The organism is Halalkalicoccus jeotgali B3 (assembly GCF_000196895.1).
Taxonomy (GTDB): Archaea; Halobacteriota; Halobacteria; order Halobacteriales; family Halalkalicoccaceae; genus Halalkalicoccus; species Halalkalicoccus jeotgali.
Window position 1 is genome coordinate 265,808 of sequence record NC_014298.1, and the last position, 21,789, is coordinate 287,596.

The window sequence follows — 21,789 nt, forward strand, 5'->3', positions numbered from 1 at the left end:
CTTATGATCTAATACCGAAATTACGAGACTGAATATGAAAATAAAAGACGAAAAATTACACAAAAGTATTTTTCCCACCGACCGAAGATCAGTAATGCAAGGGATCGGATTAGCAGGCCTTGGAGGAATCGCGTCGATGACTACAGCAGGGGCAACTGAAACTGACTCTGCGAAGTCTTTCGACCCGATCGAAGCGACCGTTCAAGACGTCCGAACTGCCATTACAAGTGGACAGGTCACTACCCGATCAATCGTACAGCACTATCTTGATCGGATCGAGGTCTATGATGAGGCGCTTAACGCGCTAATCACCGTCAATCCGCAGGCATTGGATCGTGCTGATGAGTTAGATAAGGCGCTCGAAGAGTCTGGCCCAGTCGGTCCGCTTCATGGGGTACCAATCATCGTGAAGGATAACTATGACGCCACGGATATGCCGACGACGGCTGGTGCGATTGCTCTGAAGGACTCCGTTCCACCGGATGATGCGTTCCTTGTGAAGCAACTGCGTGAGGCGGGCGGGATTATCCTTGCCAAAGGGAATCTCGACGAATTTGCAGGTGGGCCCGATGGATGGAGCTCACTTGGTGGACAGACACCCAATCCGTATGCACTTGATCGCGTGCCGGGCGGGTCAAGCGCAGGACCAGGGGCTGCAATCGCAGCGAATTTTGCTGTCATTGGAATCGGTACTGAGACCTCCGGTTCGCTTGTTAATCCGGCAGCATACGGAAGCTTAGTCGGGATTCGACCGACACGCGGACTTTTGAGCCGGGACGGTATTGTCCCAGTTGACTTGTCTCAGGATACCGGTGGCCCACTCACACGTACTGTCAGTGATGCTGCTGTCGCGCTTGATGTGATGCGTGGGTATGATCCGGATGATCCGATTACTGCTCGCGGGGTAAATGAGCCGCCGCTTGACGATGAGAGTTATACCGACTTTCTGAACGAAGACGGTCTTGAAAACGTCCGTATCGGAGTTGTCAGAGAGTTCTTTGGTGCTGCCGAGAATGCTGGCGATGAACCAGGCATCACGCAGGAGCAAGCCGAAGCTGATGCAGCACAAGTAACCGAAGTTATCGACTGCGCCATCGAAGACATGGAGCAGCACGGTGCCGAGATCGTGGACCCCGTAAGTCTCCTACCGCTGGATGACTTGCTTGACGCAGCCAGCGCCCCATCGTCGTATAAGCTATACCTGAACGAGTATCTTGAGAGCCTAGGAGACGATGCACCGTACAGGTCCGTAGAAGAGCTGGCTGCGTCGAATCTCTACGGATGTCCTGACGCTGCCAGTCTCCGTGAAGCGGCGGAAGCAGAGCCTGAGCCAGATCTCAGGGAGTCTGAAGAGTACCTGCGTGCGATCGGGGGCAAAGTTGCGCTACGAGATGCGGTTGAACAGACGATGGTTGCGAACGATGTTGATGTCTTGTTGTATCCAACTCGAGCACGAACTCCGCCTGAAATCGGGAAGGATATGGAGCGAATCCGTCTGAACTATCCAGTGGGTCCGACTGCGGGACTCCCCTCGATTTCTGTTCCTGCAGGATTTACGGAGGACGAATACCTGCCGGTCGGATTAGAACTCCTTGGATTGGAATTCGCCGAGCCACTGCTCATCGAGACTGCGTACGCATACGAGCAAGCGACTCTGCGACGACAGGCACCGGATGGGTTTGGGCCACTCCCTGCTGATGCGCCGGACGTTCCGTACCCGGACTTTTCGTACGAGATCGCTACGGAGGGGTGTTCAGACTCGTCGTAGGGAACCCCATGTTGTGAATGAGGTGGTGCAGGAAGCGGTTGCCGAGCTCTGATACAAGCATGCTGGCTTACCACGGCTGACTTAGCCCTACGTCTCGGCTTCTCTGTCACGGATCATTCGGCGTGTGCGACAACGGAGCCGAGCGACGAGAAGCGCACAACAGCTGTTTGACCAGCTTCGATGGGGATTGGTTCGGTGATCGAACCCGTTGTGACGATATCTCCTGCTTTGAGCGTCTCGTCATGATCGGGAAGCGTCTCTGCGAGCCAGGCGACGGCGTCAGCTGGATGGCCGAGCACTGCTGCGCCGGTTCCCGTTGCTCGACGGACACCGTCGATCAGTACTTCCACCCCTTCCCGGACGAGATCCACATCAGTGGCTGCTATTTGATCGCCAAGGAGGAGCCGAGCCGCGAGTGCATTATCGGCAATGGCCGTTGGTCCTGTAAGGTTCCAGTTCTGGATTCGGCTGTCAACTATCTCAATGGCTGGCACGAGGAGGTCGGTCGCGCTAAGAACGTCGAGGCGGCTCACCGGTGGAGACAGATCCTCTTCCAGCAGAAAGGCAATCTCCGGCTCGATTCTTGGTTCGATTCGTAGTTCTGTCTCGAAGCGCCGATCGTCTCGCACGGTATCGGCAAGGAGCCGTCCGAATGCCGGAGTATCGACGCCGAGATCAACTTGGACAGCCTCGTTTGTGAAGCCGATTTTGTACCCAACTGGCTCTCCTTCCTCAGAAATCCGGTGGTCTAGAAATGCGTCTTGGGCCGCGTATCCCTCCTCAACCGTTACGTTTGATGAGAGTGTTGTCGAGTCGATTGGCTTGGCATTTCGGTAGGCTCGATAGAGTTGCGTGCCCAACGCGTCGGGATCACTAAGCATGAGTGTAGTTCAGTTGGCATCGTTTACTACGTTGGGGACTAGGGTATCCTGTCACCGCTGGGTTGTGCATCCTGTAGTCGAGTATCGGGACACGCTTAGACGGTCTGTTTTGCTGGGCTTTGTTGGCAGACCACCATTATCCAATGAAAGCGAGATCGGACTGGCGAGACGATTGATCTGCAAGCGATCAAATATGCGAGCTACTGTGCAACGCTTACAGCAGAGTATATCCAGAGTGGCCTCGACCCCGTTGTGGGTTTCCACTCCGTCGCGATGTTGCTTTTGTTGATCGGCTGGATCAGATTCTTGGTTTCAATCCCGCTGTGAGTTTCTATCTTCTGTTGGCAGAAACGGGAGTTCCGAGGGATCTAGCCCTAGCTCGTCTATATCTCCATTCACGAGATAGTGAAATGCTTCAGCGGTATTTTTACCACTCTCCGTGGCTTCGACGAACTGGTGGCGACCTCGCTCTTCAATTGTAATGTACTCGTGATCCAATAGAGGTTTAATGATCTGAGACTGGAGACGGCGATACTTCCCGCGTACCTTGTCCTTCACGCCTGAAGCATCATAGTAGGCGATAAATGGGAGCTCTGTATTTTCCCCGTGTTCAATCAGTCGTTTCTTGGCGACAGGGCCCTTCTCAACGACGTATTCGAGAATCGAAATCTGCTGAGGCTCGGGGGGCTGGATAGGATATTTCGGTAATTCGTATATCTCATCGACATTTTCTGCTACTGGTTCCTTAGTACCGCCAGCATAATCCTCTGCCGAGACATAGTACGGACGTGCTCCAGTTGCCATGCAGGCGATCATACCTCCAATAGCAGTAACTTTGCTTCCGGACGCGAGATTCACATGTACGTTGTGATCCTCAAACGCTGTTGCGATCTCTGCAATCGTTCCAAGTGAATCATAGAGGTCAAAGAGGTTGCAAGGGACTGTTGCGACCTCTATTCCCATAGATTTCAGGTCCTCCCGAATATCATGGTGGTATTCTGGTGTGACAATATCGTCATCTTGCTTTGCAATATCTGTCTCTCGATAATCTAAGAGAATCACGAAATCGGCTTGTTGCTGGTCAGCTGCCTTTACGATCCGATCATACTCATAGCCAAGCGGCATGAGGTGTAACCGTTGTTTAACGTCCATGCTTACTACCCCTCGCTGTTATCTATTTACGATTGTGCTGTTTGTTACGTCACTATCGATAACTACGTCATTAACGGCATAATGACTATAATGCAACGACCCCCATTAGCAGGTGCTAACAAATGGCTGCCCTCGAGATCTCCCGACTCATTTGCGGACGATATCCTTCGCTCTCATCGCACCCTCCGAATTGGAGAGAAATCGGCACGCATTCTCATCCGTATAGTTCATGCATCAATGCTACTGTAAATAGAGCAATTCTTTGAGACATCAATGAAAGAACAACAAGCCACACCACAGATATCTGATAACAACGATCGCAAAACCTACCGACGAAGTCTCAAACTATTCGTCTCCGCTGAAGAAGAAGCCGACCGTGAGGATAACAAGAAGACGTTTAAGAAGAATGTTAATCCCCGGATCTTAGAATTAGACAAGGATCTTGGATACATCCCAGAAGCAATACTCACCGGGAAACGACATCGAATTTCTCTCACCTTCCAGGTGCCCTTAGAAGATGATGAAGATTACGACAACGTGAATATTCCCAATAGGTATGGAATTTATCCCCAAAACGAAGTCTTGGTTCGCTCCTGTAAAAACAGTGGAAATGGAGAATGGGAAACAAGATCCATATATGAAGCAATCGTTTCAGATATAACAAACGCCTCGATCTCGGTGTCATTACACCGACTGGCAAGCTCGGAGGAAAAGTTGACACAAGCGTATAGGGAAATCCTCGAAGCTGAGAAAATTGATATTGGAGAATTATTGAACAGAACGCCGTATGACCGTGAATTGAAGGGAATTAAAGCATTGTCTGACGGGTACTGTGATATTCTCTTAGGAAATCGCACCGTATCTTTTGGAGCGAACACAGCTACCCAGTCCTCGCAAAAAGACAGTGTATTGTACGAAAATGACTCCCAACGACGTGGGATTGAGAAGGCTCTTTCTGCAAATGACATAGCTTGTCTGCAAGGCCCGCCCGGTACTGGAAAAACCCGGGTTATTGTTGAACTTGTCAGGCGCTTCGTTGAAGCTGGAAAACGCGTCCTAGTAACTGCTGAGACTAACAAGGCAGTGGATAATATCTTGTTCGGAGATTCCTCGGAACAGAATATTAAAAACACTTGTTTACATCACTATAATCAGATCGAAGGGCTCAGTGCTGCAAGAGCGAATCCAGATGCGAGTGACAATCCTCTGGTACACCAGCTCTACGGCCAAGGGGTAACAGGCCGTGAACAAATTGTTCTGACTACCAATAATAGCGCTGCGGGGCTTGACTCAATGCCACTTGGGAAGGAGTGGTTTGATATCGCAATCATTGACGAGGCTACGCAGGCAACGCAAGCATCAGCAGCAATCCCAATGAGTCTCGCGTCTACTACAATTCTGGTTGGAGATCACAAGCAGCTTGGACCTGAGCGAAGTTCTGATCAGCAGGAAGAGGAAACGGTTCCTAGCCAGGTATCACCATTTACGCGTCTATATGGCGAGGAAGGGCTGTATGGAAGTGCTTTAGGTGTGATGTTTGACACGCAATATCGAATGCACGAGGATATTGCGGCGTTCCCGAATCAGGAGTTCTACGATGGCCGGCTCCAAAATGGGGGTGAGATCGAGAAACTCGGAAAGGTGTCTCCCATTCTGGCCTCTCATGTTGATGGCCATGAACAGAGGGATGGGACATCTCGGTATAATACAAAGGAGATCGAGGAGGTTGTTGATTACGCGACGAGACTGCTCAACCAGACTGATCTTAAGCCAGGTGATATTGGTATTGCAGCTGCATACCGTAGTCAAGCGGATCGGATTGAAAACCGGGTTGAAGCACTTGATAACGAGGATTATAGTGATATAGACATTTCAACGTTTGACGCCTTCCAAGGAAGTGAGCGAGAGGGGATGTTACTCTCGTTCACAGTGTCTAACAATCGAGGAGACCTTGGGTTCCTTTCAAAAGGGCAGGGAGAAAGGCGGCTAAACGTTGCAATGACCCGCGCTCAGCGCCATCTTGCCCTGTTTGGTGATTGGGATACCCTCCGTACAGATCCTCACGGCCGATTTGAGCGGTTATATCAGACGGTAGAAGATCGGGGAAAAGTCATCTGAATCGGCTCTTAGAGAGTAAAGGGTTGTTGGAAAATATAGTTATGGTTGCAGATTCAATTATCAGTAAGAATTAGGTCATAGACTTACAAATTATACACTAATTATCTGAACGAGAGCACCGAATCGTTAATACCATGAGGGCGAGACAAGCGGAGCATAACGGCCTTACCGGATCTCATGTCCCAATCTGCTACCCCGACACAAAGCGAGTTCGTCGTTGAGGAATTCGACACAAGCGTCACCGAGGAAACGACAACGCAGCTCGCCCACGAGATCGAAGAGATCGTTCGCTCACTCCGACGAGCTATCGATGATGACGATCTAATCGAAGACCTCCTTCGAAACCCCTCCCGTGTCCTTCGAGAGGCTGATTCCGTCGAACGAAGTGATCCAGAACCACTCACCCAGCAGGTTCTCATTGAGCCGCTATTCGACGCGCTGAACTACCCACCACTCTCGCTCGAAGCAGGCGACCTCTCCGATCAGCGCGGTCAGCAGGCCGACTATGCGGCCTCTCTGAACGAGTACGCTGACATCGACTCGAACCGGCTGTTGATCGAAGCGGAGCCAATCAACAAACGCCTCGATCAGTCAAAACACGGACTCGACCAAGTCAAAGATTGGCTTGAGAAGGACGAGATAGGTTAGGTATCTCTTCGTGATTTGTACTGCCGTACTTCTTTAGGAACGTCTAGGAAAGGTGGCGTATGCAGTTTGACGAGCTGAATGTGGCTGTGCGGGAGTTCTGTGAGAGCAGAGACTGGGGACAGTATCATACGCCCAAAGACCTCGCTATTGGACTGGTCACGGAATCTAGTGAACTGTTGGAACTGTTCCGGTTCAAGGATCGTACCGAGCAATTGGAACTCCTTGCAGAGTCTGAAAAGCGTGAGGATATTGAGGACGAACTCGCGGACATCCTGTTCTTTCTGCTCCGATTCGCTGATCTATACGATATTGATCTGGAGGCAGCTCTAGAGCAGAAACTTGAGAAGAACGGGAAACGATATCCGGAGAACGAATATAAAGGAAGCAATGAAAAGTACGATGAATAACGAGGATGCTCATCTATGAAAGTACCAAATCGGGATTCTTGGACGATAACCTGACTGATCAACTGGTCCCGAAAATCAAGCAAGGGTACGAATCGAAAGGACTCGGAATCGGAAGCGAGAGCGAGGTTCGGTCGTGGGAGAACTCCTTCCAATACATGCACAAGGTACTGAGTGGAAGCGACCTCCCCGACGATGCAGGCGTAGCAATTGAGTTCAAGATTCCACTCACCTCCCGTCGCATCGATTTTCTGATTTCGGGATACGACGAGGCCGGAAATGCGAACGTCGCCATCGTTGAGCTCAAACAGTGGGATGGGAAAACCACAGAAACGGTTGCTGATCAGGATGGGATCGTCAAAACATTCCTTGGCGGAGGGATTCGTGAGACAATCCATCCGAGTTATCAGGCGGCGTCATATGCGCAGTTACTGCGGGATTTCAATACCAGTATCCAAGAGAAACCGATTCATCTCTATCCCGCAGCTTATCTCCACAATTTCAAGCCACAATACCGCGAGACGATCGATAATCAGATCTACCAACCCTACACGGAGCAAGCACCCCTCTACATCCGTGGTGATGCAAAGAAACTGCGCTCGTTTCTGGAAACCCAGATCGACGTGGGGGATGACCGAGAGACCCTCTACGAGTTAAGCGAGGGAGAACTCAGGCCGGCGAAGACGCTTCAAGATTCGCTCCTGGCCATGCTCGAGGAACAGGACGAGTTCACGTTGATTGACTCTCAGAAGGTTATCTTCGAGACGGGCGTTGAGATGGCACAGCGGTCACACCGTGATGGGCAAAAACGCGTGTTGATCGTCGATGGTGGGCCCGGAACTGGCAAGACGGTTGTAGCGATCAATATCTTGTCCGAGCTGATTCAAAACGACCTCGTGGCCCAATACGTCTCGAAGAATCGTGCGCCCAGAGCGGTCTACAAGGAAAAACTTCGGGGCGATAAGCTAGTCAAAGAAATCGAGCATCTGTTTACGGGCGCTGGGAGTTACGTGGAGACGGAGGCCGATACACTTCCCGCGCTGATCGCTGATGAGGCCCATCGTTTGAACGCGGAATCGACGTTCTTCGGTCGTGGTGAAAACCAGATCATGGAGATCATCAACGCCGCGAAATTCAGCGTGTTCTTCATCGATGAAAGTCAGCGCGTTCACATCGATGATATTGGATCGAAAGAGGAGATTCGAAAGCATGCCCATGACTTGGGTGCTGAGGTCGAGGAGCTAACACTGGAATCGCAGTTCCGTTGTAATGGCTCGGAAGGGTATCTCGCGTGGCTCGATGACGTCCTCGAGATACGGGATACGGCGAATGCAGACGGGTTCGACCTCGACTATGACCTGCAGGTGTTTGATGATCCACAGACGCTTCACGAGACGATTGCGCGTCGGAATGAGGAGACCCGATTATCGCGGGTAGTCGCCGGCTACTGCTGGGAGTGGGACAAGGAGGGTCGTTCTAACCCGGAGGCGTACGATATCAAAATCGGTGACTACGAGCAAAGTTGGAATCTCGATACGAGCGAACCGTGGGCGATCGCGGAAGGATCGATCGACGAAGTCGGATGTATTCACACTTGTCAGGGGCTCGAGTTCGACTACGTTGGTGTGATCATCGGTGAGGATTTGAGATATCGAGATGGTGAGATCGTCGTCGATCACGAGGCCCGTGCGAGCACGGATCGGTCGCTGTTCGGAATCAAGAAGATGTTCAAGGAGCAACCGGAGAAGGCGGCTGCGAAAGCCGAGGAGTTGATCAAAAATACGTATCGAACGCTAATGAGCCGCGGCATGAAAGGCTGTTACATCTACTGCTGTGATGATCAGCTTCAGGAGTATCTCAAAACACGGGTCGCAAACGTCAGTACGGGATCTCTATGACGGATATTAAGACACAGGACTATGGACCAGACTAACGAGGCATCGAGCTCCGAAGCCGATCAACAGTTGAGGCTCATCACGTGGAATGTTGAACGGGCTTCAGTCAACCGCTTCAAAAGCCAACTGACAGCTCTCCAAGAGCGTGTTCCCGATATCATTGCCTTGCAGGAAGTCGGGGTAAAAGCGAGTCGACGACCTCGACGACTTCTCCGGGAACATGGGTTCGAATACACCGCGCATAGTCACGAATATCGGCTTACCGACGCTGGGAACAGTTCTGGTGTCGCATTTGCGAGCCGCTGGCCGTTTCGAATTCTGTCTCCCGATACGTTCACCATCCCGGCCCAACATCATACCCTCTCTGCGGAGTTTTTCACGCCTTTTGGCCGGGTGGAAGGGCACACTGTCCATGTTCTTCCCGGGTCGATGGACCATCAGAGGAAAATCGAGATGTTCGAAGGGATTTATGATCGTCTCGCTCAAAACGATCGACCCGACTATCGGTTTCTCTGTGGTGATTTTAACTCACCAAAAGAGGAGAGCCAAGACGGTGACGTAACTGTCTGGGGGAGTGACGAACGTAAAATCGAAGCTGAGCGTAGCGTCATCGTTGAACTGGCGGAGTATGACCTCGCTGACGCCTACCGGGAGGTCAACGGGTACGGGGATGATGAGTATAGTTGGGTAGCCAAAAATCGAGGCAATGAGTGGCCACGACGATTCGACCACGTTTTCGCGAGCGAGCACCTCAATGCGACCGAAGCCTCGTATCTCCACGAGTATGACGATCTCTCGGATCACACGCCACTCAAGGTAGTCTTCACACCGAAAGACGGCTTGCGCAAGGAGAATGAAGCAATTGACCGCAGCTCCTATACAGCATCTCGGGATCGTAGTGGAACTGATTCTAATTCCACTATAGCGTCTAGTGAACTAACATACGATGAGGATGTTCGAGCAGTTGCCCCTGACGCTAACTACCGTCGCGGTAGGTTCAAAGCCGGTTGGAACAAAAGCGTTGCTGGCGTAGAGATGGATGCTGCGTTAGACCGACTTACTTGGGAAAATCTTGGCTGGCGATTGGGCAAACTCTTCGGCGATACTTCGGAAGAACTCCAAGAAGAACTCTATGAGTGGTGTGTGAAACAGCAAGTAGAATAGAGCCAGATCTGTCTCGAAGTAGATGACTGTGCCTATATGATAACGGGAGGGGAATACCGACTGCCTCTCTGCCATTTTGATCGCGACCGTCCATAATCCCTAACTCGACTGGCAGTAGCGTACTGAGTAATGGATCTCCTCGTGGGTGTCGACGCTGGTACATCAGTGATCAAAGCAGTAGCCATTACGCCGGCTAGAAGCGAGAGGGCACTGGCTACGCGATCTCTTTCGACCGATCATCCAGAGCCCCAATGGGCCCAACAGGATATGAACACCGTCTGGGAGCAGACCGCCGCTTGTCTTGGGGATCTCCTCGAACAGCTTCCACGTGATGCAACCATTCTTGGTGTGAGTATTGCAGCCCAAGGCGATGGCTGTTGGTTGATCGATAGCGATGGCGATCCCGTTCGCGATGCTATCCTCTGGTCGGATAGTCGGGCAAGCGAGTACATCCAGCAGTGGCGTACCGACGGCACTCTCGAAGAGATCGAGCGTATCTGTGGGTCAGAGCTCTTTCCGGGGACTGTACTCCCGCTTCTCGCGTGGGTGTCCGATGAAGAGCCACAACGCCTTGAGACGGCAGCGACGCTCTTGTTCTGCAAGGATTGGCTCACCTACAAGCTGACTGGAGAGCGAACGACGGATCTGAGCGATGCCTCGCTACCACTACTGGACATTTACGAGCAGTCGTATTCGGATGCCGTCTGGGAGACTACAGGCTTAGCCGAGTACATGCACCTTCGGCCGGAGTTACAGCCGGCGGGGTCCGTTGTTGGATCGATAACGGAATCTGCGGCAGCGAGGACCGGCATTCCAGTCGGAACGCCGGTTGTAATGGGACTGTTCGATGTCGCCGCAGCCGCCATCGGTTGTGGTGCTGTCTCTGAAGGTGATTCGGTTTCTTCGATCGGGACCTCAGTGGTGAATCAATCGCTGGCATCGACACCACGCGTCGATTCGACGACGATCCAAGTCGCTCTGTGGGAGGATCTCTACACGGAGGCGATCGGCTCGAATGCAGGCACCAAGAGCATCGAGTGGGTACGCAACGAGATCGTAGATGAGGGCAAAACCAGCTATTCGGATCTGGAGACGGCTGCACAATCGGTGCCGGCAGGAGCAGACGGTTTGCTGTATCTCCCGTATCTTAGTCCAACTGGCGAACGAGGTCCGTTCGTCGATCCGAATGCACGAGCACAGTTGCTTGGCCTAGAGCCATCGCATACGACCGCTCATATCGTTCGAGCAGTGTACGAAGGGCTTGCATTGGCACTACGGGATTGTTACGAGGCGATTCCGAATACGGTCTCACAGCTTTACGTAACCGGTGGGCCCACTCGGTCGACGTTTTGGAATCAGCTCGTCGCGGACTGCATGGGCGTCGAGATCCTCGTTTCGGATAGTGCCGAACCGACTGCAGTTGGCGCAGCGGTGCTTGCAGGGGTTGGTACTGACTGCTATTCGGATCCCACAGTCGGTACGAGTCAGGTTCTGTCGGCTCCGGATCGGTATCAGCCAACTACTGCTGTGACTGAGACGTATGATCTACTCTACGAGCAGTACGTACAGATCCGCTCGCGTATGGTAGAGATTTGGGCGCTCCACGCTGAGACGACATCACAGCTGCCCGACTGACGCTCTCTTGTTGCTACTGTGAACCGTTGTGTTGGCTGTCTCCAGTTTTCGATCATCCGGTTCTGGTAGCTTGATTCGGAGTGAACTACTCTTATTGGTGGTCTCCTACGTTGCAATCGGGTGCACAAGTTCCCACTTATCCTCCAGAACCTCGGCTTTGGCGTCTGTTCCACCCGCTGTGAGAAGTCCGATGTGATAGAGCTGGAATTTGAATTGGAAATGGATCCCTGATTTGTAGACAGTCGGGTCAGTCAGCATCGATTCAGCAATATCTCCCTCAGCGGTGAGAACATCCTCGCGCCGATCTTGCGTGATGAAGACCTCAACTGCGAGCGGTTGGTTGATGTAACAGGCTTCCGTGAGGACATCGTCGATAGTCGCGGGTCGAACACCGCGTTGGTGAAGACGTTCGAGGGCTTCGACGACGAGTTGGGTTGGATCGTACTGGATTGCGACTGACCGGGCGAGTTGCGCCCAGCGGGGAGCAAGATCGGTAAACGGGGTCGATCGGCCTTTCCAAAATGCGAATTCCTCAAGTGCAGCGCTGATACTTCCATGTTGGTTGCGGGCAAAACGGACGACCTCTGCACCAAGTTGCGTGAGGGTCTCTCCACTCGGTCGATTATCGGCGAGCCCGAGCAAAAGTGCGCCACGACGACCGCCTGATACGCTATTAATCACGTACTCCGAGTAGGTCTCGTCTGTATCACCGTTCGCAGCGAGGGCGAGTGCATACCCGAGGTAGTTCTTCGGATGGTTGACCGGGAAGCTCCCATCGGTAAGTTGGTGTGTGGTTGCTTGAAATCGGATCGCATCGATAGTGGTCGAGAAGTCGCCGGCACCGGTGACTCGAGCTGGTTCGACGAGCGTTCCAGTCTGGGTAGTATCGACACCGATGATGCCGATATTGAGGTTGCGTGCGAGGGCGCGTGCCTGATTCGTGATACTCCTGAGAGGGGCAGCGACATATCCGAGGTTGACCTCCGAAAGATGCCCATGGGCTTGGGTGATCCCAGTGTGGACGTCCGCTTTGCTTGGGTCGTTGTTGTGGCCTTTCGCTTCGATTACGGCGACAGGAGTAGTTGCTGTGGTAGCGTTCAGTACCCCTTCTGTTGGCATCCCAACGCCCAGGAGGTCGGGTTCCCCGCTGGCGAGACGAAGCGTGTTGTAGGGTTCGAGACGACGACGAACGTCGTCTGGAATCGTCCATGTGCCCCACGTGGCGGTAGTGAACTGGGTTTCCGTGACGGCGTACTGCTCCGAATCAGTGTTGAGGTTCTGGTAGAGAGTTTCTTTCGCGGCAGCGAGAACGGCTGGTTCGGCGAGTGTAGCTGCCATTAGCGGGTCTTCTGATTCGACCCCATTAAATCGGGTCGTTTCGTCCAACGGACGCCGTGGAATTCTCCAAACCGTCTCTACTGGTGATACGCGTACTCAAACTGTTATTGGTGGTCGTTGTACCACGCGAGTGTGTTGCCGATCTGGAGGCCCTCCGTTGGGACTTCGATCGAGACCGGCTCGTCTTTGAGAAGGGGAAGGAGTGGTTCGTAGTAGGCTTTCCCGGCATGGATCACGAGGGTTGTATCAGGTTTGAGGAGGCCGTTTGTACTCAGTTGATCGAAAACGGTTTGGGCCCACTCGCGGCGCTGATCAACTGTCGCAGTGGTCAACGTCTCTTCGTAGGGATCAATCGGTGGACCATCCGGATCAAGTAGATGATGCTTTGCGGAGAGAACGTACCAGTCATCGTGAACGCGTTCGGTGTACGCACGAGCTTTCCTGAAGAGCGGCGACTCCATATAGAGATCCTTCGGTTGTGCGGAGTCGTCGCGTTTGCTCTTGGTGCAACTAATCAATCCGATTTCCATCCTATAATAGGGCGATGATACTGGGATCAGTTATTTCGTTTGAATCGTTCGTATATTGGTGGGACGGGACCGCCTTCAACATGGTATTTCCGACACCTATCAGAGAGGTCTACTAGACGTTTGTACCATCTTCGCTCATCTCTGGTACTGGATACCTCAACCGGCTATTCCTGAACGATTTCAACCGAGCGAGAAAATCCTGTCCAACAACGAACCCCCCTCTCGCACGGACTGATAGTGTAGATTCATTATCCGATACAAATCTACTATTATCTCGATGTGGAACTATCCATAATAATTACAATACTTCCTAATTTTTATACTCACACTTCGATGTTCTATGTGTAAGGGACGGGGAGACTCTTCGGCATATTCTGTTCGTCCTCGATCATACAATGAACTCGAAGGAGACTCAAACAGAAGATCAGATGGAGAACAACTCAGGGTTTCGGACGTCTCGGCGGACGTTCCTCGAACTTAGCGGCGCGGCTGCACTCGTCACAGCGGGGGGCGCCGCGAGCGTCACTGCAGCAAAACCAACCACCAAAATCGGATCTGGCCCCGGACGGATCCACGATCTCTCTACGTATCTGGAAGATCCTACTCGATTCGAAGAAAATCGCGAGCCGACCCACGCACCGACGACGATCCCCTATGAATCGGTTACGCAGGCGATCGAATCCGACGAACCGTTTACCGAACTCGAGGAACGTTTCGATGGCTCACCGTACTTCGAACTCCTGAATGGGACATGGAACTTCCAATTTTTCGAACGTCCTTCCGATCTTCCAGAGTCACTCGATGGGGCCAACGACTGGGACGAGATCACGGTTCCCCGCCCTTGGCAGACCGAAGGGTACGACGAACGCGTCTACACGAATTGGCAGCCAACGTGGGTGGGATACGATCCCGATCTCGAATGGGAGCTCTATCCAGACGAAGAGGGAATGGTTGACGTTCCCGGCGTCGGTGACGATGGTCCCAATCCGGTTGGCGTGTACAATCGCACGATCGATGTCCCAGCTGATTGGGAGGGCCGTGAGACGTTCCTTCATTTCGAGGGTGTCAAGCAGGCGTATTTCGTCTGGATCGACGGCGAGTACGTCGGCTTCCAGCAGGGATCGATGACACCCGGCGAGTTCCATATCTCCGAGTACGTCGAGGCTGGCGCCAGTCACGACCTGACAGTCCAGATCTATCGTTGGAGCGACGGTGAGGCGCTGGAATGTGTTGACATGCACAAGTACGCGGGTATCTATCGGAGTGCGTATCTGTTTTCGACCCCGCCGGTCCACATTCGTGACTTCGCTGTCCGGACCGGTCTCGACGACGAGTACGAGGATGCGACGTTGCGGGTCGATGTCGAACTCGCCGAGTACTCGGTACCCGATGAGACCGAGTATCTAGTGCGAGCGACGCTATGCGAGCCTGACAGTCGCTCAGAAGTGGTGACTTGCGAGGAATCCGTCACCGTTGAGGGGGGTGCCGTTACGACGCTTGAAACCGACGTCAGTGACCCCGCGAAGTGGTCCGCCGAGGATCCAACCCTGTATCCACTGCTCGTGGAACTTCTCCCAGCCGGTCGGGACACTGAGGACCAATCGGAACCCGAACCGAGCGAGGTCCTGTTCGAAAAGGTTGGTTTCCGCGAATATGAGGCCGAACGTGGACCGGGTGGCCACATCACGGTCAACGGTGAGCCCGTCAACGTCCGAGGTATCAATCGGCACGAAACCGATCCGGATACCGGTCGGACGGTACCGCTCGAAACCATGCGCGAGGACTTCGAGTTGCTCAAGCAGTTCAACCTCAACTCCGTGCGGACCTCTCACTACCCGAACGATCCAACCTTCTACCGACTCGCCGACGAGTACGGGATCTACGTGCAAGACGAGGTCAACTGTGAAACCCACTGGTGGGAGGGCGTATTAGCCGAGACCACCGCATACCACGATCAAAGTGTCGAGCGGTTCCGGCGAATGGTGCTTCGCGATCGGAATCACGCGTCGATATTCTCGTGGTCGACGGGCAACGAGGCCGGCACCGGGGCCGAACATCTCAACATGGCCGCACTGGCGATCGGTGGTGACGATCCGACACTACCCGCGGATACGAGCGAGACGACGCGCCTGTCGGGCGAAGCAATCGAATCGTTCGACGCCAACGGAATCGATGCCCTCTCACCCGACCGGATCATGTACCACCAGCCCAACCATGGCGGCTGGGACGTTGAGTACAGTGACATGCTCGGTCCGCGGTATATCGATGCCGAGACGCTAGCGACATTCGGAGCGGGTGGTGACGTCAGTGATAGTCCCCGGTTCGGCGATCGGTCGAGTGGAGATGGCTCGCCCGGTGACGGCGAGCGGTCGGTTGTCATGGGCGAGTACAACCACGCGATGGGCAATAGTCTCGGACTGATCGATGAGATGTGGAACGACTATATCCAGCCACCGGTCCGCCGGGTACGTGATCGGGTTGGCGACGCAGATGGCGTCCTACTTGGATCACCGATGGTCGTTGCGGGGACGGACGGTGGCGCACTCGAATTAGATGGCCAGTCTGACTATATCGAGGTAGTCCCATCCGATCAGCCGGTGTCCGGGTCCGAATTTACCATCGAGCTGACGGTAAGCGAACTCATCGCTGACGGTGATGCACCACTGGTCGTGGCCGGTGATCAGTGTACACTCGCTGTGACGGCCGCAGGAGACCTCGAATTCACCGTCGGAGAGACATCAGTGACCGGAGAGCTCCCTGCGATCGAGACGGAGACGCAAACGCTGACAGCCGTCTATTCGGCTAGAGAACTCGCGCTCTACGTAAACGGGGAGCAGATCGGTATCGCTGAACACGACCGCCGTGATCTCGACAGGACCGACGAGACACTGCTCATCGGTCATGACGGTCGTAGCGATCGGTTCCTACAGGCGACGATCGAGTCGATTGCTGTCTACCAGTCAGCTCTTTCGGCTACCGACATCGGGCAGGAGAGCCCAACTGACGAGACCGTCCTCTGGTACGACTTTGATGACCTGCTGGGAGACAAGAGCCTCCAAGGGGGCTTCATCTGGGACTGGGTCAACCAGGATCTGAATGACGAGACCGAGGACGGCGAACCGTTCCAGTTCTACGATCTCGATGGTCCAGCGGGGGCTTTCTGTTTGAACGGGACGACCTGGTCGGATCGACGTCCCCAGCCCGAAATGTGGCAACTGAAACAGTGCCATCAGCCAGTGAAAATGGCTCCGCGAGATCTGGCACAAGGGGAGGTCTACATCACCAATCACCACCAGTTTACGGACTTACAGGGATTCGATATCACGTGGACGCTCTCGGCGGCCGGACAGACGGTACGCGAAGATACACTCGATCTCCAGACACCGCCGAACACGACCGAGATCGTCTCGATCGACGGTCTCGTGCATGCACCGAATTCCGAACCTGGGGCAGAGTATTGGGTCGATATCTCCGTCTCGATTCCTGAGGACACCAGTTGGAGTGACGAAGGTCATGAAATCGCCTTCGCGCAGTTCCCGGTTCCAATTGAGACTCCTGCTCCCAAGCGTCGTAGGACAGGCGGTCGACCGCCGGTCACGACCGCGGAAACGGACACGGAACTCGTAATAACGGGCAAAAAGTTCGAGTATACGCTCGATAAGTCGCTGGGAACGTTCTCCTCGATGCAATATGAGGGGACCGAACTCGTCGAGCGCGGTCCAGTCCTCAATTTCTGGCGGGCACCGATCATGAACGAACTCCAGGATTGGGGCCCTCATCCGGCACCGAGCTGGTATGATCTGGGACTCGACGACATTCGACACGAGGTCGACGATATCGAGATCACGGAACACAAACACAGTGTGGATATCGAGGTCGATAGTTTAGCATTCGGAGCAACCGACGACGGGGCGCCAGCCGGCTACGAGACGACCTACTGCTATCACGTCGCCGGAGACGGCGAGGTGCAGATCGACGTTCAGGTAGATCCGACCGACCGCCTTGTTGCAGACGTCGGCGAGTGGCTTCCGAAAATCGGCCTGCAACTAGAATTCTTAGAGGAGTTCGATCAGTTCGAGTGGTACGGTCGCGGACCCATTGAGACGTATCCTGATCGGAAGACCGGCGTGCGAGTCGGTCACTACGCGGGATCAGTCGAACAGCAGCACGTCCCGTATCTCCCACCGCAGGACAACGGAAACAAGACCGATACGCGCTGGGCTTCACTCAGTAACGGTTCGGTTGGAGTGGCTGCATTCGGCGGTTCGCTATTAGATGTTAGTCTCGAACAGTATGGAAACCTCGCGGACGCCGACTATCAGTATCAACTCGAAGAGCGTGGTTCGGTCGGGTTCAATCTCGACCACGCGGTAACCGGTGTCGGTGGAACACCCGTTCCAACGGCCGATGAGTACCAAGTTCAACCCGAATCGACCGAATTCTCTATCACTCTCTGTCCGTTTCGAGCTACCGAGGGCCCGATGAACGTCTTGGGAGGGAACCTCCCGTCTACGCAAGATAGGTGATGACGGCCTGAGCGGGACGTTGTTTGAGCTTCAATCTCCGGTATTCCATCCGGCGAGCGATGGTTCACACTACAGACAGCACAGGTTTCGTCGTAGGCCTCGAGGACGAGTTCACGAAAGGCACAGTCCCGCGTGTTCGTCGGCGGATTGTCGTGTAGTCAGTGCTGTCTTCCGTGAGCTGTAGTTCGGATTCAAGGGCGACTTCAAGTGCGGATTTTTCACGTTCGATTCGGGTTTTATCGGCATCGTCCTGGGGACTCACCTTCTGATAGTTGATCTTCCGGAACTGGACGCTCCCAACGACCACCTTCCCTCAGTGTAACAGTGACGGCCCAAGACGTAGCGTACAATAACCAATTCTGAAATAGCCTATTCGGAAGTAGTATTCAATTTCACCGCAGAAGGAGATCCACCTCCCAGGCTTTATCACTCGAGCGAGAACGGACGATATCTTGCGCGAGTTCGTCTTCACGATCGAATACGAGACGGGAGCTGATGAGGTGATGGATCTCTTCATCGACCATGGAGACTTGTACGCCCGGTCGATGGAGATCAATGCGACCAGCGAGGCAGTATGGGGAATCGACAAAGTCGTCGGCCCGACCACTGTCCTCAACGACCTTGATGATCGGCTCGAACGCGTCGCCAGTGATCCGAATACGACCGGGATGTGTGGTGCGCCCGTGACCGAATACGAGTATACGATCCTCTCGTCGAACGCCGAATCACGGAAGATCTACTCGCTTCGCCAGGAAGGGGCGGCTCCACGGTCGATCCCGCTTGTCGCCGCGAACCACGTTGGCGAGGGACTGATAATGCGATCGGAGCGTCGTGGCGACCAATTCCGATGGCGCTTACTTCTCGACGAGCCTGTAACAGCGATCCACGAGGATATCCGTACGAACCTTCGGGAGGGGCTGTCGCTGACCGTCGAACGGCTCGGAACGCCGCCGTGCTTGCTCGAAGACGGTCGTGTTCAACAAACCCTCACGCCCGAACAGAAGGCGGCACTCGAGGCTGCGATCGAACACGGATACTACGAGGAGCCACGTCAGCAGTCGGTCACTGAGATTGCCGCTGCCGTCGACGTGTCGCGTTCGACGTTCCAGTACCGACTCAACCGGGCTGAAGCGTGGTTGGCACAGCAGTTCGCCGCCGATTCACTCGATGTAGATCTCGACGTGGATCTCGATCCCGAGGATATCGAGTTCATTCAGTGAGCGCGCGGCGAACACTACGTGAATTGGAATATGTCGAAGCAAATCTCATCCCGATGACGCTCGTAGACGGTTTCGTATGTCAACGACGACTGCTGCCAGCGTGCAATTGATTCGGAATGCCACTATCCTCGTAGACGTTGGTGACACGACGTTCCTCGTCGATCCGATGTTCGCAGCACTCGGTGAGAATCCGCCCGTGCCGAATTCGCCAAACGACCGCCGAAACCCGCTCGTCCCGATGCCAGCTGTCGACCTGTCTTACGACGCTGTGGTCGTCACCCACCGCCACCCCGATCACTGGGACGAGGCGGCCATTGAGGAACTTGAGGCTACCGTGCCGCTGTTCTGTCAGCCCGAAGAGGCGGCTGCTTTCGCCGACGAGGGCTTTACTGACGTCCGCCCCGTCGATGAGAACACCTCATTCGAGGGGGTCACTCTTCACCGAACGCCCGGACGCCATGGACACGGGCAGTTGGCAGCGGAGATGGGTCCCGTTTCGGGATTCGTGTTCGAGGGCGAGGAGACGGTGTACGTTGCAGGCGACACGATTTGGTACGAGCCGATCGCGGAAACGCTTGATCAGTTCGATCCTGATATGGTCGTCCTCAATGGCGGCGAAGCACAGTTCGAGCAGGGCAAGCCAATCACGATGGGCATCGAGGATATCTCCGCCGTCCGCGACGCTACCGATGGCACGGTTGTGGTCGTTCATATGGAAGCAATCAATCACTGCTTGCTCACCCGTGACGAACTGCGGTCGGCGACAGCGGATGTCCACGTTCCTGATGATGGAGAACAGATTAGCCTGTAGAGTGAGCGGATTCGGAGAACCATGTAGCTGAAGGGATCATCAGTATCTCCGTGTCAATACGCACCTTTGGAGAGTCGTTGTTCCGATTACCGAACCCAATTAGAAGTGCAACAGAACCGGTGTAACCTACTACCCTCTTGGGGGCTCGTTCGTTTCGAGCGAGGAGGATGTCCAGAGCCGGCGTCAGATATGAAGATACCTATAGCCTCTGTCTGGCAGCCACATACTTCGAATGTGGTATCCTAGTCTCTGGTCGGGTTATATCCTGTCCGTCCAGCTGCTCGAATTCGTGGTATTCATCGCGCTCGGGCTTTTCGAGTACGTTGATCTCGTAGTCGGTCGTGATTTCGATCCAGCCAGTATCGAACGCCCAGTGATGGAGTCGGCAGAGTACGATTCCATTCCGGACATCGTCACGCCCGTTCTCGCTCCGTGGGTAGATATGTTCGGCTTCGACCTCCGGTGTTCCATCCGGTGAGTGCCGGTTTGCACCACAGACAGCGCAGGTTTCGTCGTAGACCTCGAGAACGAGCTCACGAAAGGCTTGGTCGCGTGTTCGTCGACGGGCTGTCGTGTAGTCGGCTGTGTCTTCTGTGAGCCGTGGTTCAGATTCGAGGGCAACTTCCAGCGCGGATTTTTCGCGCTTGATTTGGGTTCTATCGGCATCGAACAGTGCTGTCTCGAGTGAGCCATACTCCGTGATCACGCGCTGAACGCGATCATCGCTGACACGCATAAAGCCGTTGACAACCTGCCGTCCCTCGTACTCGAGGATATCCCAGACGTGATTGATGCTCGGTGCAGTATCTTGGTACTCCTCGATAGTATAGATGAAGTTACTTTCGGGGTTGTCCCAGAGCCAGTCACCGACTGTTGCACTCTCAAAGACTCGTCCGACTTTGGCCGTCGCGATGAACTCGCCGCTGTGATAGAACAATATCCAATCGCCCGCTTCGAGTTGATCCATGTGCGTCTGCTTTTTCGCTGAGTCGGTCTCAGTGGTGCCCCAGATTCGGAGTGAAGTGTAGCCGGCGAGTTGCTCCGGGACGTCGTTCGTACTGAGAATGACCGGTGTCTCGACGGTTCGATCGAAGTGGGGTCGCCACGACTCGCTGACGGGGAGCAGATAAAGGCCAGGTACCGTGTCTCTACTGGCTGGAGTAGTATCGTCCTGGTCCTTAGTATGCTCCATTTCGAAGACGAACACCTCTCGTTCATTGTGTTCCTCTGTGCGGTAGTCACAAACGGCAACGGTTCCTTGGTATTCCCAGCCCTCGTCAGTCGCGCCCTTATAGAAGAAGTAGATCGGAACCGGCGTCTCTACGGCGTCGATCAGTGCACTGTTGCCCGGCGATGAGGCGCTTTAGTCTCCTGATAGGCCTTCCCCGATGTACTCGAACTGGCCTTCACGTACGTCGTCATCGTATGGCCCATCCTCTTTTGCGAAGAGGAGTATGTAGCGTTGGTCGGCGTCGTCTCTGCGAACGTTGATGCCCGTTATCTGGTAGCCAAAGCCTGTATCGAAGATTTCCTCGATCTGGTCTTGATCGTAATAGTCCCCGATTGCTACTTTATCGGCCATAGGTCATAGTACTTCAACTGAAGAACTATACAATAAGGATCGGTGTACTTCAAAAGTAATATCCTCTCATTGATTCGTGATTATCGCTTATTGGCTTCATATCGACGGACTTCTGGG

The 21,789-nt window shown here is 54.0% G+C and carries 16 protein-coding genes; 10 read left to right on the forward strand and 6 right to left on the reverse strand.

The window, feature by feature from the left end; genetic code table 11:
* The first annotated feature begins 34 nt into the window (after window positions 1-34).
* Window positions 35-1,768 (forward strand): amidase family protein, encoded by a 1,734-nt coding sequence (locus HACJB3_RS15910; protein WP_174264869.1) that lies wholly within the window; start codon window positions 35-37, stop codon window positions 1,766-1,768.
* A gap of 113 nt (window positions 1,769-1,881) precedes the next feature.
* Here HACJB3_RS15910 and HACJB3_RS15915 read toward each other — a convergent pair whose 3' ends face one another.
* Both HACJB3_RS15915 and HACJB3_RS15920 read right to left on the reverse strand, forming a co-directional pair.
* The gene (locus tag HACJB3_RS15915) at window positions 1,882-2,649 is read right to left on the reverse strand and encodes a 2-keto-4-pentenoate hydratase (RefSeq protein WP_008415255.1); all 768 of its coding nucleotides are present in this window, start codon (window positions 2,647-2,649) and stop codon (window positions 1,882-1,884) included.
* Between the two features lie 312 nt (window positions 2,650-2,961).
* Window positions 2,962-3,801, reverse strand: coding sequence for an HFX_2341 family transcriptional regulator domain-containing protein (locus HACJB3_RS15920; protein ID WP_013199592.1), 840 nt, complete (start codon window positions 3,799-3,801; stop codon window positions 2,962-2,964).
* A 273-nt stretch (window positions 3,802-4,074) separates the two neighbouring features.
* Between HACJB3_RS15920 and HACJB3_RS19030 the strand changes: the two genes are divergently transcribed.
* From HACJB3_RS19030 to HACJB3_RS15960, 6 genes are all read left to right on the forward strand, one after another.
* Window positions 4,075-5,919: an AAA domain-containing protein gene (locus HACJB3_RS19030; RefSeq protein ID WP_081461345.1), complete on the forward strand. Its 1,845-nt coding sequence runs from the start codon at window positions 4,075-4,077 to the stop codon at window positions 5,917-5,919.
* Window positions 5,920-6,096: 177 nt separating this feature from the next.
* Window positions 6,097-6,567 carry a hypothetical protein gene (locus HACJB3_RS15930; RefSeq protein WP_008415250.1) on the forward strand — a complete coding sequence of 157 codons (471 nt, stop codon included), beginning with the start codon at window positions 6,097-6,099 and terminating at the stop codon, window positions 6,565-6,567.
* Window positions 6,568-6,626: 59 nt separating this feature from the next.
* Entirely contained in the window at window positions 6,627-6,974 is a 348-nt protein-coding gene (locus HACJB3_RS15935; RefSeq protein ID WP_008415248.1) for a nucleotide pyrophosphohydrolase, read from the forward strand.
* A gap of 5 nt (window positions 6,975-6,979) precedes the next feature.
* Window positions 6,980-8,869, forward strand: a complete 1,890-nt coding sequence (locus tag HACJB3_RS15940; protein WP_013199594.1) for a DUF2075 domain-containing protein — start codon at window positions 6,980-6,982, stop codon at window positions 8,867-8,869.
* A gap of 21 nt (window positions 8,870-8,890) precedes the next feature.
* Window positions 8,891-10,030, forward strand: a complete 1,140-nt coding sequence (locus tag HACJB3_RS20490; protein WP_081461346.1) for an endonuclease/exonuclease/phosphatase family protein — start codon at window positions 8,891-8,893, stop codon at window positions 10,028-10,030.
* A gap of 129 nt (window positions 10,031-10,159) precedes the next feature.
* Complete coding sequence (locus HACJB3_RS15960) at window positions 10,160-11,665, forward strand: FGGY-family carbohydrate kinase (protein ID WP_008414102.1); 1,506 nt, start codon at window positions 10,160-10,162, stop codon at window positions 11,663-11,665.
* A 105-nt stretch (window positions 11,666-11,770) separates the two neighbouring features.
* Here the strand turns inward: HACJB3_RS15960 and HACJB3_RS15965 are convergent, their stop codons facing one another.
* Window positions 11,771-13,003 carry a hypothetical protein gene (locus HACJB3_RS15965; protein ID WP_008414104.1) on the reverse strand — a complete coding sequence of 411 codons (1,233 nt, stop codon included), beginning with the start codon at window positions 13,001-13,003 and terminating at the stop codon, window positions 11,771-11,773.
* Window positions 13,004-13,107: 104 nt separating this feature from the next.
* Window positions 13,108-13,533 carry a DUF6884 domain-containing protein gene (locus HACJB3_RS15970; RefSeq protein WP_013199595.1) on the reverse strand — a complete coding sequence of 142 codons (426 nt, stop codon included), beginning with the start codon at window positions 13,531-13,533 and terminating at the stop codon, window positions 13,108-13,110.
* 428 nt (window positions 13,534-13,961) lie between these two features.
* Between HACJB3_RS15970 and HACJB3_RS15975 the strand changes: the two genes are divergently transcribed.
* The 3 genes from HACJB3_RS15975 (at window position 13,962) to HACJB3_RS15985 (ending at window position 20,090) form a co-directional block, all read left to right on the forward strand.
* Window positions 13,962-18,059, forward strand: a complete 4,098-nt coding sequence (locus HACJB3_RS15975; RefSeq protein ID WP_238532887.1) for a beta-galactosidase small subunit-related protein — start codon at window positions 13,962-13,964, stop codon at window positions 18,057-18,059.
* Between the two features lie 452 nt (window positions 18,060-18,511).
* Complete coding sequence (locus HACJB3_RS15980; protein ID WP_008414108.1) at window positions 18,512-19,279, forward strand: helix-turn-helix domain-containing protein; 768 nt, start codon at window positions 18,512-18,514, stop codon at window positions 19,277-19,279.
* Between the two features lie 76 nt (window positions 19,280-19,355).
* Window positions 19,356-20,090, forward strand: a complete 735-nt coding sequence (locus HACJB3_RS15985; RefSeq protein ID WP_008414109.1) for an MBL fold metallo-hydrolase — start codon at window positions 19,356-19,358, stop codon at window positions 20,088-20,090.
* A gap of 199 nt (window positions 20,091-20,289) precedes the next feature.
* On the opposite strand, the gene HACJB3_RS15990 is transcribed toward HACJB3_RS15985, so the two are convergent.
* Together HACJB3_RS15990 and HACJB3_RS15995 are read right to left on the reverse strand one after the other, a co-directional pair.
* Entirely contained in the window at window positions 20,290-21,297 is a 1,008-nt protein-coding gene (locus tag HACJB3_RS15990; RefSeq protein WP_008414110.1) for an HNH endonuclease, read from the reverse strand.
* A gap of 156 nt (window positions 21,298-21,453) precedes the next feature.
* A complete protein-coding gene (locus tag HACJB3_RS15995) occupies window positions 21,454-21,672 on the reverse strand; it encodes a hypothetical protein (RefSeq protein ID WP_008414111.1) in 219 nt (72 codons plus the stop codon).
* Window positions 21,673-21,789: the final 117 nt, after the last annotated feature.